The organism is Nocardia sp. NBC_01377 (genome assembly GCF_045040005.1).
GTDB lineage: Bacteria > Actinomycetota > Actinomycetes > Mycobacteriales > Mycobacteriaceae > Nocardia > Nocardia noduli.
In genome coordinates, this window is the sequence record NZ_CP109566.1 from 845,291 (window position 1) to 857,371 (window position 12,081).

General features: G+C 68.8%; 10 protein-coding genes and 1 pseudogene. All 11 read right to left on the minus strand.

Annotated features, from left to right (window positions below):
* Positions 1 to 3 precede the first annotated feature (3 nt).
* Positions 4 to 1,983, minus strand: coding sequence for a CocE/NonD family hydrolase (locus tag OG225_RS03950; protein WP_405183189.1), 1,980 nt, complete (start codon positions 1,981 to 1,983; stop codon positions 4 to 6).
* 196 nt (positions 1,984 to 2,179) lie between these two features.
* Positions 2,180 to 3,742 (minus strand): serine hydrolase, encoded by a 1,563-nt coding sequence (locus OG225_RS03955; protein WP_405180439.1) that lies wholly within the window; start codon positions 3,740 to 3,742, stop codon positions 2,180 to 2,182.
* Between the two features lie 112 nt (positions 3,743 to 3,854).
* Complete coding sequence (locus tag OG225_RS03960) at positions 3,855 to 4,301, minus strand: SRPBCC family protein (protein ID WP_405180440.1); 447 nt, start codon at positions 4,299 to 4,301, stop codon at positions 3,855 to 3,857.
* 358 nt (positions 4,302 to 4,659) lie between these two features.
* Positions 4,660 to 4,740 (minus strand): annotated as a pseudogene (locus OG225_RS03965) (hypothetical protein); the annotation flags it as partial.
* A 171-nt stretch (positions 4,741 to 4,911) separates the two neighbouring features.
* Positions 4,912 to 6,546 (minus strand): cation acetate symporter, encoded by a 1,635-nt coding sequence (locus OG225_RS03970; RefSeq protein WP_405180441.1) that lies wholly within the window; start codon positions 6,544 to 6,546, stop codon positions 4,912 to 4,914.
* A complete protein-coding gene (locus OG225_RS03975) occupies positions 6,543 to 6,905 on the minus strand; it encodes a DUF485 domain-containing protein (protein WP_405180442.1) in 363 nt (120 codons plus the stop codon). Before OG225_RS03975 ends, OG225_RS03970 begins: the two co-directional genes overlap by 4 nt.
* Positions 6,906 to 7,082: 177 nt before the next feature.
* Positions 7,083 to 8,837, minus strand: coding sequence for a cation acetate symporter (locus OG225_RS03980; protein ID WP_405180443.1), 1,755 nt, complete (start codon positions 8,835 to 8,837; stop codon positions 7,083 to 7,085).
* A gap of 45 nt (positions 8,838 to 8,882) precedes the next feature.
* The gene (locus tag OG225_RS03985) at positions 8,883 to 9,251 is read right to left on the minus strand and encodes a hypothetical protein (RefSeq protein WP_405180444.1); all 369 of its coding nucleotides are present in this window, start codon (positions 9,249 to 9,251) and stop codon (positions 8,883 to 8,885) included.
* Positions 9,248 to 10,045, minus strand: coding sequence for a LytR/AlgR family response regulator transcription factor (locus tag OG225_RS03990; RefSeq protein ID WP_405180445.1), 798 nt, complete (start codon positions 10,043 to 10,045; stop codon positions 9,248 to 9,250). The genes OG225_RS03985 and OG225_RS03990 overlap by 4 nt, the downstream gene beginning before the upstream one ends.
* Positions 10,046 to 10,102: 57 nt before the next feature.
* Entirely contained in the window at positions 10,103 to 11,296 is a 1,194-nt protein-coding gene (locus OG225_RS03995; protein WP_405180446.1) for a sensor histidine kinase, read from the minus strand.
* Positions 11,297 to 11,426: 130 nt separating this feature from the next.
* Positions 11,427 to 11,885 carry a hypothetical protein gene (locus OG225_RS04000; RefSeq protein WP_216916823.1) on the minus strand — a complete coding sequence of 153 codons (459 nt, stop codon included), beginning with the start codon at positions 11,883 to 11,885 and terminating at the stop codon, positions 11,427 to 11,429.
* Between the last annotated feature and the right edge of the window lie 196 nt (positions 11,886 to 12,081).

Here is a 12,081-nt window from a genome sequence, read left to right on the forward strand (position 1 = left end):
CGACTACAGCGGTCGATCGGTCGGGATATTGACGAAACTCGGCGCGTTCGGATCCAGTAGCAGATGCTGGGGTTTCAGCTCGGAGGCATTGAGCAGCGGCCGGAAGGGCACGGCCTTGGGCGCGTTCGCTGCGAAGACGTCGACCCGCAGACGGTGGCCGGGGCGCAGTACCGCCTGGGTGGGGATGACGGCGATATCGAGTGCGACCGGTTCGCCGGGGACCACGGGCAGGTGACTCGCCGCGGTGATCGGGTTGAACGGCGCGGTGAGATCGCCGTTGGCCGAGCGGGTGCTCCTCGTCTCGTCGATCGCGCGCATCGACGCGGTCAGCTGGCCGGTGCTCAGCACGGTGGAGGTGCCGTCGGGCGCGACGTCGTTGACGGTCACACTCCAGTAGCCGTCGGTGGTGTCGTAGACGGTCGTGAGGTGGGCGTTGATCGGGCCCGAGATCACCGTGTCGGCGGTGACGGGGGCGCTGGTGAAGGTGAGCGCGTCGGTCTCCGCGACCCGGGAATCCTTGGCGCACACGTCGAGTGCGGACGCGATACCCGCCGATCCCTGGGCCGCGTCGCGCGAACACGCGTTGGACAGTCCGGGTGCGACGGTCAGGGTGCGCGCGGCGGCGGGAGCGGTCACGGTGAGCGATCCGTCGTGCAGGCTGTCGATCGTGGTCGTGCTGGCGTCCGGCGACAGGTAGACGCGGCGGTGGGTGACGCCGGGCTGCGGGAATTCGGGCAGCGTGACCCAACTTCCGCCCTGCTCCCAGACCACCACCGGACCGAAGTCATCGATACCGTTGTCGATTCCCTTGAGCCAGTGGTCCAGCCAGGCGCGTTGCAGCACGTCCAGCCGGGGCGGTGCGCCAGCGACGCCGGTGCCCGCGCCGGGATTGGCGTGGTAGGTGTTCCCGACGACGAGTTTCTTCATCGCACCACCGGCGGCCGGTGTGGCGGGCAGTGGAATCGCGTTGTAGATCGTGGTCGCGCTGTTGGCGAAGATGTCGTGCCAACCCCCGTAGACGAAGGTGGGCACCGTGATTCGCTCCGGCTGACCGAGAATGCCCTGCCGGAACGCGCTCGATTCGTCCAGCGCCGATTCCAGCTCGGGCTGCATCTCGTCGATGGCCGGTGTGGTCAGCGCCTGGACGAGCAGATCGTAATTGGTCAGCGGGTCGGAGACGCGCTCGTCGAGCCATGCCCAGTCGAAGGTGCCGCGCAGCATCGACGACACGTCGGGCACCATCTTGGCGCGGTTGATCGAGTTGAGCCACATCGGCAGGAAGGTGGCTCCGACACCGCCACCCGGGGCGACCACGTCGCGCATGAGGTCGCTACCGGGAACGACGGGGAAGATGGCCTTCAGCGGTCGCGGCGCGTCCTCGGCGGCCCGGAGTTGGTTGATCCCCGCGTAGGAACCGCCGGTCATGCCGACGTTTCCGTCCGACCAACTCTGGCGCGCCGCCCACTCGATCACCTCGCGGGTGTCGAGTTGTTCGCGTGCGCCGAGGGTGTCCCACGCGCCCTGCGAGAATCCGGTGCCGCGCACGTCGACGACGACGAGCGTGTAGCCACTGCGCACCAGTTTTCGGTCGACGCCGAGCACCGTCTGCACCGTGCCTCCGTCCAAGGCGTGCAGCAGGTCACCGAAACCGCTGATGGGGGTGCCGGACAGATTGAACCGGTTCGCCAGGTCGACGGTGAGCGGTTGTAATCCTGGCACCGCCAGCGCCGAGTCGATGAGGTTGGCCATGAGTTTGGTGTAGGGCGTCATGGTGACAAGCGCGGGCATCGGCGTCTCGGGAGTGCGGCCCGCCGCGTCGACGGGCCGGTACACGTTCGCCTTGAGCACGACGCCGTCGTTCATGGTGATCGGCACGTCGGATTCGATGCGGATGTCGGGGAAGGGCTGCGGTCCGTCGTGCAGTGCGGTCCATTCCTCGACCGAGGAGGCCAGCGCCGGTGCGGGCGCGCGTGTCGCGCCCATCGCCAGTCCGGCGGCGAGGACCACCGCGAGCGCCGTTCCCAGCACCACCCGAAAACTCTTGGCCGAACAACGTTTCGGAGCCACTCGCGTCCTCCACCTCAGCTGCCGCCGGTCACTGATACCTGTGACCATAGCAATCCGCTACCGGTAAACCGTGGAACCGGATGCGCTGCGGTGTTGTCCGAGCCGGGGCGCCTCAGCGGCGGAAGACGCCGAGTCCTTCCTCGTCGAAATACTCCGCGGTCATGGTGTCGCCCGCGAAAGTCGCCCGGGAGATGGTGCCCGGCGCGGCGTTCTCGCCCAGCAACTCGAAGGTGAAGGTGTCGCCGTCCCAGTGCTTCAACGGGTAGGTCCGGTTCGCGGGGCCGAGCGTCAATGTCAGCGTGCCCGCGTTGTCGGTGACGGTCGCCGGTCCCCAGTAGTCGTTGGCGTAAATTCCGACGTAGGAAGCCAATGGCCGCGGTGGCGCGGGATTCGCCGGTGCCGGTGTACCGACCAGGTCGCCTTCGGGCCGATCCATTCCCGCGAAGGCGTCGCGGTACAGCGCGCGCCAGTCCTCGCGGACCTCGCCGTATTGCAGGATGTCGGCGAATTCGGCCGTCAACGTCTCGGGCACGCCGATCGGCGCGGCATTGGTCAGGGCCACGATCGCCACGTCGGCGGACGGTACGACCAGGAAATTCGTGGCCGCGCCGAGGGCGAAGGCCCCGGAATGGCTGTAGGTGACGCGCCCCGCCGAGGTGGTCGAGACGTTGTAGCCGAATCCGTAGAACCCCGCCCGCGCGTCGGGGGCGGTGGCCGGGGTGGAGATGATCTGGGGGGTGATCGCGGGCAGTAGCGCCTGCGGCGGCGCGAGCAGCATCGTCAGCCACCGGGTCATATCGTTCACCGAGGAACTCACGCCGCCCGCGGGGGACTGCGGGTCGGGATCGCGGACGGCCCGGGCGACCCAGCGGCCGTCGACCGACATATGTCCCACGGCCCGGTTCGGTCGCGCGACGAAATCGGCGAAACGTGAACTCGTCGATGTCATGCCGAGCGGCGCGTAGACGGTGTCGTCGGACAGTCGCGCCCAGTCCGTGCCCGCCGCCGCCGCGACGGCCTCGGCAGCGGCGGTCACACCGAAATTGGTGTACTGGTAGGTGATCCGGAACGGGTCCAGCGGTTCGAGCCGCAATTTCTCCAGCACCTGCCGACGGTCGAAGCCCATATCCTCGAGGCGGTCGCCCGCGTGATCGGGCAGCCCGCTGCGGTGGGAGAACATATCGCCGACGGTGACGTTCGCCGTCACGTACGGATCGCCGAGTGCGAACCACGGCAATTTCGACACGATGGGGGTCTCCCACTCCACCGACCCGGTCCCCACCTGGTGCGCGACCACCGCCGCCGCCACGGATTTCGACACCGAGGCCAGCTGGAACACGGTGTCGGCGTCGACGCGTTCGGCACCGCCCGCCGCGCGCACACCGAACCCCTTGCTGTACACGGTCTTCCCGCCGTGGACGACGGCCACCGCCATCCCCGGTATCCCGGATTCGGTCATCAGCGATTCGACCAGTCCGTCCAGTCGACCCACGGCAACCTCGACGGCGTTGTCCGGCAGGGCCAGCCCGACCACCCGATTGGGTGGCACCTGTCCGGTGGTCGTGGTGGCGGGAGCGGTGGCGGTGGCGGTGGTGGCGTCGTCGGCGGGCGACGCACAGCCCGCTGCCAGGGCGAACAGGGAGATCATGGCTACCGCGCGGAGGCGTCGCGTCATGGCGCAACGGTAGTCCGTACCCGGCCGCGCGAGGAGGTGTCGGCGGTCCCGAGCCGTCTACAGCAATGTTGTCGTTACATTTCGTCGGCGGTCGGCGAGCTTCCGAGAGGTGTCAGGTGCGCAGGTCTCGGTCCGCGGCGGCGGCGAGCACCCTGCGGAAGACGTACGAGATCACCGGCTTCACCACTATCCGGGTGACGACGCCCACGCCGAAGGGCGGTCGCACCTCGGCCACGGTGGTCCATACCACCGACGTGCCACCGTCGACCTCGGTGAAGGCGAGTTTTCCGCCCTCGTGGCGCGAGGGTGGAAAACTGCGCTCGACCAGGTACTCGAATTCGTGTGGCGGTCGATACGCGGTGATGCGTTCGCGGAACCGTCCGATGACCCAGGTCAGCACGCGGACCGCGCCCTCGCCGTAGGGCGCGTCCGTGCCGGGCCGCACCAACCGCTCCCGCAACACGATCGGTGCCCGCGTGTAATTGCTTGCGACGGAAAGCCATTCGAAGACCCGGTCGATCGGTGCGTCGATCACGCGTTCGACAGTGATGGTTTCCATACGAGAACTCCCGACTCGTCTACTACAGCCAATAGTAGTCCGTTCATCGAAAGTGGGAGTGCTGATCGCGCGGACGGACCCGGCCCCCTCATCGCCGCCGGGTCCGCGCGACGGATCACCTGCGGGCGATGGATTCGAAGACGGTGGGGTCGACGAGGGTGGAGGTGTCACCCAGTTCGCGTCCTTCGGCGATGTCGCGCAGGAGTCTGCGCATGATTTGCCGCTGCGGGTTTTGGGGAGTTCGGGGACGATGTGGATTTCGCGTGGTGGGCGGCGTCGAGTTTTCCGTCGTGGAACCATCGGGCGACGGGTGGGTTGGTCCAGTCCAGGATTTGGTGAAGGATTGGTGCCAGTGCAGGCGGTTGGCTTGCTCGGCCCAGAATCCCTCACGGTCGGCGGTAGCCCGCGCAGACAACGAGACATCGGCGTTGGCGGTCACCGCGAACTCGGCGGGGACGGGGTAGGCCGCGGGGACGTCGCGGTCGGTGGATGCGCTGGTCAACGTAGATCTCCTGTCGACGAGACGAGTGGCGCGAGGATCGCCGTTGGGCCCCGGCGCGTGCCGAGGCCCAACGGTGGCCGCGCCGTTGCGGCCGGTCGTTCCCGGCGGTCAGTGCGAGATCGCCTGCTCCGCACCGACACCGGTGAGCGAACGAACTTCCATTTCGACCGCCTTGGCCGGATCCTCGGCTCTGCGCCCGCCCAGCCAGGTGCCGACGATGCCGAGCACGAAGGCCAGCGGGATGGACACGATGCCGGGGTTCGACAGCGGGAACCAGTCGAAATCAGAACCGGGCAGCATGGAGGTCTTCGTCCCGGATACCGCGGGGGAGAAGACGATCAGGACGATGGTCGAGATCAACCCGCCGTACATGCTCCACAGCGCGCCGGTGGTGTTGAACCGCCGCCAGAACAGCGAGTACACGATGGTCGGCAGATTCGCCGCCGCCGCGACCGCGAACGCCAGGGCCACCAGGAAGGCGATGTTCTGCCCGTTGGCGAGGATGCCGAGGCCGATAGCCATGACACCGATGACCACCGCGGTGATCCGCGAGACCCGCACCTGCGCCGACTCGTCGGCATTACCGCGCTTGATGACGCTGGCGTAGATGTCGTGCGCGAAGGACGCCGACGCGGTGATGGTCAGACCCGCGACCACCGCGAGGATGGTGGCGAAGGCGACCGCCGAGATGACCCCGAGCAGGATCACCCCGCCCAGTTCGAAGGCGAGCAGTGGCGCCGCCGAATTCTGTCCGCCCGCCGAGGCCAGGATGCGATCCGGTCCGACGATGGCCGCCGCTCCGTAACCGAGTACCAGCGTGAACAGGTAGAACGCGCCGATCAGGCCGATGGCCCACACCACCGAGCGACGGGCTTCCTTCGCCGTCGGAACCGTATAGAACCGCATCAGCACGTGCGGCAGACCCGCGGTGCCCAGCACCAGCGCCAGCCCGAGCGAGACGAAGTTCAGCTTCGAGGTCTCGTTGGCGCCGTACTGTGCGCCCGGCGCGAGCACATCGCGGCTCGCGACCGCCCTGTTCGTGGATTCGGAGACCGCGTCCTGGGCCGAGCCGAGGATGTCGGAGAAATTGAATCCGTACTTCGCCAGCACCATCACCGTCATCAGCGCGGCGCCGGTGATGAGCAGCACCGCCTTGATGATCTGCACCCATGTGGTGCCCTTCATGCCGCCGACCAGCACGTAGACGATCATCAGCAGGCCGACCACGGCGATCACGACCGATTGCCCCGACTTGGAATCGATATCGAGCAGTAGCGCGACCAAGCCGCCCGCTCCCGCCATCTGCGCCAGCAGGTAGAACAGCGAGACGGTCAGCGTCGACAGTGCCGCCGCCGTGCGCACCGGGCGTTCCCGCAATCGGAAGCTCAGCACATCGGCCATGGTGAATTTGCCGGTGTTCCTCAGCATTTCGGCGACGAGCAGCAGGGCGACCAGCCAGGCGACCAGGAAGCCGATGGAGTAGAGGAAGCCGTCGTAGCCGTAGACGGCGATGGCTCCGGCGATGCCGAGGAAACTCGCGGCCGAGAGGTAATCGCCCGCGATGGCGATACCGTTTTGCGGTCCGGAGAAGCCGCGCCCGCCGGTGAAGTAGTCGGCCGCGGTGTTGTTGTGACGGCTGGCCCGGATGACGACGATCATGGTGACCGCGACGAACAGCGCGAAGATCGCGATATTGGCGACCGGTTCGCCGATGGTCTCCGCCGCGAGGTAATTCGTGCTCACGCCCGGCCCTCCTCGAGCTCGTTGCGGATGGCCGCGGCGCGCGGGTCCAGTTCCCTGTTGGCGAACCGGACGTAGACGGCGGTGATGACGAAGGTGGAGAGGAACTGCCCGAGTCCGAGCAGCAGGCCCGCGTTGATATTGCCGAACACCTCGGTGGCCATGAAGTCGTGCGCGTAGGCGCCGAGCAGGACGTAACTGAGGTACCAGAACAGGAACAGCGCGGTCATCGGGAACACGAAGCGCCGTAGGCGGCTGCGCAGTTCCTGGAATTGCGGGCTCTCGTGCACGGCGGCGAATTCCTCGGCGGTCCGCGCGCGCCGCGGGGCTGGGCCGTCCTTGTCGAGGTCGATACTGGTCATCCGAGGGGTCCTAGCGTGTGACGTGGCTTACGTGCGCTGACCGTAACCGCGCCGAAGTCCGCCGTTGATGGTGTGGCGGAGGTCACTCCGTGAAGGCGCCGATCTGTGCGGTGAACGGTCGCCGGGCCGCGACGAACGGTCGCGGGGCCGCCGAGGCCGACGCGGCGAGTTTCCCGGTTATCTTGTGCGCAAACGGCCTTCGCGGTCCGCGCCCATGCCCAGTCGCTCCGGTGCGTGCATGCGGACGAAGACGCGTCCGACGGTCCGGCTGTCCTGCCCGCGCGTCACCATGCTGACCAGGACCATCGCCGCGAAGGCGAGGGGCACGCTGATCGCCGCCGGATAGCTGAGCAGTGCGGCGGGCCATCCGCCCGCCGGTTCGTCGGACACCCCGCCCGCGACCGAGACGGCCGTCGCACCGCCGGAAGCGAGGCCGCCCAGGATCAGCCCGGTTGCCGCGCCCGCGGCGGTCAGCCCGCGCCACCAGATCCCGAGGACGAGCAGCGGGCACAGCGTCGACGCGGCGACCGAGAAGGCCAGTGCGACAGTCCTGGACAGGTCGAGCGAAGCCACCGCCAGCGATATCGACAGCGGCACCACGCCCGCGCCCAGCGCCGCGATCCGGAAGTCTCGGATCCGCCCGCGCAACATGTCGGTACTGAGCACACCGGCGATGCTGACGAGCAGTCCGGACGAGGTGGAAAGGAATGCCGCGATCGCGCCCGCCGCGGCCAGCGCCGCGAGCAGTTGACCCGGCAGGCCGCTGAGCACCGACCCCGGCAGCAGCACCACGGCGGCGTCGGAGGTCCCGGTGATCAGCAGGCGCGGAACGTAGAGCCGGGCGAACACCCCGAGCAGAATCGGGAACAGGTAGAAGAGCCCGACCAGCGCGATGACGGCCAGCGCGGTGGATCGCGCGGCCCTGCCGTCCGGATTCGTATAGAAGCGCACCAGCACGTGCGGCAGTCCCATCGTCCCGAGGAAGGTCGCGATCATCAGCGAATACACCTGGTAGGTGGGATGACTGCCGCCGAATCCGCCGCCGGGCCGCAGCCAGGTCGCGCCGTCGGCGGGTGCGCCCGCGACCACGGGCACCGCCGCGCCCGGTTCCAGCACGAGTGTGGTGCCCGCCGCGACGTCGTGTGTGCCGGGGTCGAGCCGGACGACCGCGTCCACCGCGTCGCCGTCCAGGGTGCCGGTGATCGTCACCTGTTGCGGCGCGGCGACCCGCACCCTGACATCGGTGGTCACCTCGACGGTCGTGCGCTCGGTGACGACCGGGGGCGCGGGCGAGCCCAATTCCCGGTCCTCGACGAGGAAATACCCGAGCAGCACGAGTGCGGGCAGGGCGACGGCGGTGAGTTTGAGCCAGTACTGGAACGCCTGCACCAGGGTGATCGAGCGCATGCCGCCGCCCGCCACGTTCGCGATGACGATCGCGCCGACGGCGAGCGCTCCGACCCAGCTCGGCACCCCGAGCAGAATCCGCAACGTCAATCCCGCGCCCTGGAACTGCGGAATCAGATACACCCCGCAGATCAGCACGACGACCACCGCCGCCAACCGGCGCAGCCGCACCGAGCCGAGCCGGAACTCCGCGAAATCCGGCACCGTGTACGCGCCGGATCGGCGAAGCGGAGCCGCCACGAACAGCAGCAGGCCCAGATAGCCCGCCGTGAAGCCGACCGGGTACCACAGCGCGTCGGCCCCGTACTTGGCGATCAGTCCGGCCACGCCGAGGAACGACGCGGCCGAGAGATACTCACCGGAGATGGCCGCGGCGTTCCAGCGCGGGCCGACACTGCGCGAGGCGACGAGGAAATCCGAGGTCGTGCGCGCCAGGCGCACCCCGTACGCGCCGATCGCCACGGTGGCGAGGGCGGCGAGCAGCAGGGCGACGACGGTCATGGCCGGTGCGGGCGCCGAATTCATCGCGCCGCCGCGCGCGGGCCACACCCGACCGGTGACGCGGACATGTCAGTCCTCGGCCAGATCGAGGAAGTCCTGGTCGTTGCGTTCGGCCAGACGGACGTAGATCCGGCCCATCGCGTACAGCGCCGGATAGACGGCAAGGCCGAGCAGCAGCCAGGGCAGCCGGACACCGAGGATCACCACCGAGCCGATCGCCTCGATCCGCAAGAGCAGCGGCAGCGAACACAGGATCAGGGTCGAGACCAGCGCGATCCGCAATGCCAGCCCGAGTTGCGCGCGGATCAGGCCCGCGACCATGGCCTCGCCGATCTCGGTCTGCTCGGCGACCTCCACCCTGGTCCGCGCCCGCCGCGCCCCGCGGCGTTCGGCCAGCACCACGCGGGTGCGGACCGGCCGCGGCGCCGGTCCGGTCATCGGTTGGTCCAGATGTGGCGCGGGCCGTGGACGAGGCGCTGTTTGAGCTCGCGGACCTGCCGTCGGCTCACCGGCAGTTCCACGGCCGCCGCGGTGCCCTCGGCGCGCAGGCACACCACGGTTCCCGAACCGATCGCGCGCAATCCGGTCACCAGGCGCAATGCCACCAGATACGACCGGTGCACCCGCAGGAAACCCGCGTTCTCCCATCGGGATTCGAGGGCGGACAGGGGGATGCGGACCAGATGCGATCCGGCGCTGGTGTGCAGTCGCGCGTAATCGCCGTCGGCCTCCACCCAGCTCACGCTCGATCGGTGCACCAGCGTGGTGACCCCGCCCAGTTCCACCGGGATGACCTCGTTCGGATCCGTTCGGGGTTGCCCGGTATCCGGTGTCCGCGCCACGCGCGCGCCGATGATGCGGCGCACCGCCTCGCCGAGACGCGCCTCCCGCAACGGTTTCAACAGATAGTCGATCGCGCCGAGATCGAAGGCGGCCACCGCGCGATCCTCGTGGGCGGTAACGAATACCACGGCGGGCGGATTCGCGAATTCCGACAGGATTCCGGCCAGTTCCATCCCGTCGAGGCCGGGCATATTGATATCGAGGAAGACCGCGTCCACCGGATGGACCCGCAGCAGTCGCAAGGCCTCGGTCGCGTCGCCCGCGGGGTGGATCTCACCGACCTCCGATTGCGCGCGCAACAGATATACCAACTCGTCGAGCGCGGGTTTCTCGTCGTCGACGGCCAGTACGCGCAGGGCGGTCGGCGTGGTATCGGTGGTGCGTGTCACGATCGCTCCATCGTAAAGCGCGGTGCGGTGCGTGCCGATTCCGGTATCCGCACGTCCTCACGCCTGAATTCCGGCGCGGAACTTCGGGACGCGCAGGCCGACCTTGGTGCCCGCGCCGGGCGCGGTCTCCACGACGAGGCCGTAGTCGTTGCCGAACGCGGCACGTAATCGATCGTCCACGTTCGCCAGCCCCACGTGGGCGGATTCGGTGGGACCCGTCGATCCCGATCCCGCCGCGACCGCGTCGAGCGCCCCCGAACGCAGCAGTTCCGGATCCATGCCCGCGCCGTCGTCCTCGACGGTGATCACGCAATCGGTGCCCGCGTCGTCGGCGACGATCGAAATGGTGCCGCGCCGCGCGCCCGCCAGTCCGTGGCGCACCGCGTTCTCGACCAGCGGCTGCAATGCGAGAAATGGCAGGACGACACCGAGTACCTCCGGCGCGATCTGCAATCGCACCTCGAGCGCGTCGCCGAATCGGGCGCGTTCCAACGCGAGATAGCGCTCAATATTGCGCAATTCGTCGGCGAGCACCGTGAATTCGCCCGCCGTGCGGAACGAATAGCGCGTGAAATCAGCGAATTCGATGATCAATTCGCGGGCGCGGTCCGGGTCGGTCCGCACGAACGAGGCGATCGTATTGAGCGCGTTGTAGATGAAATGCGGACTGATCTGGGCACGCAGCGCGCGCACCTCGGCGCGGTCGAGCCGTGCGCGCGAGGCGTCGAGTTCGGCCAGTTCCAGCTGACCGCACACGTATCTGGCGACCTCGGCGATGCCGCCGAGCCGCCCCGGCCCCGGCTGCTCGGTCGTCACCACGCCCAGCGCGCCCGCCACCCCGGCGTTCTCGATCGACAGCGGTTGCGCGACCAGGGTGCGTCCGGCCTGATCGCCGCGTCCCGGCAGTACGACCAGCACGGGGCGCTCGGTCGCGACGGCGCGTGCGGCGGCGTCGGTGAAGCGCTCGACGAGTTCGGCGTGCGGCCCGTTCCACGCCAGCAACACCCCGTCGGCGTCGGCGACGCCGAGTGCCTGCGCGCCGGTCAGGATCCGCAGATGCGGGGCGGCCTCCTGCGCCGAGGCGGCGGTGAGCCCGCCGCGCAGCGGTCGCGCCGCCAGCGAGGCGGTGTGCAATGCGGTGTGCACCGCCCGTTCGGCGGGTGTGGTCACCGACCGGCGCGTACGCGGCCACAACAGCAGTGCCCCGGCGATCAGGGCCGCCCCGACGATGATCGCGACGGCTGTCGTCATCGGGGAGCGCGGCGCGTCGATGGGCTCATCGGCCGATTATCCCGCCGACCGGTCTGTCGGGCGGGCGGCGTCGTCCAGGCGAACGGTGTCGTCCTGTCCTCGGACGACGCCGAGGACAGGAAGCGAATCCCTATGGCCGGTACTTCTTCACCGTGAAGTCGACGCCGCCCGACTCGGGGGCATACGCGTTGCCGACGGTGACGTTGCCGGTGAAATTCCCGATGCCGGGGGCGAAGATCGCGGAGTATCCGCCGTTGCTCCAGTACCCGGGGCCGCGCGCGACGGTGGTGAACGCACCGCTCTGCCCGGTCGTGAGATTGCGCCAGTTCAGCGTGACGGGCAGGCTGCACGCGCCCATGTCGCCGACCCCGACCATATTCGTGCTGACGGTGAACGCGGCGTGGTCGGGATAGCCGTTGCCGCTCACCGAGGCGTCGACCTGCGCGGCGCACGGACCGTCTGTGAGCGCGTAGATGGTGGCGAACGGGCCCTCAACCACGGCCCCCGCCGGACTCGCGCCCGCGAGCGGTACGACAGCGGCGACCGCCGAGGCGGCGGCGAGCGCGAATCCTGTCCTGATCGAAATCATCGGCACCTCTTCGTGTTCGGATGTGGAGTCGGTCGTGCCCGTGGTGCGGCGGTCCTGCGGCCCGGGCGATCACGCGTCATACAGTCTGCCTATCACCGACCCCGGATGCTCGCGGACACCCTTGGCGAGGTAAGGGGTTGTTCGTGATTCGGCGTCGTCGATGTGACGGGTGCGGGGCTCGCGCCGACCGGACCGA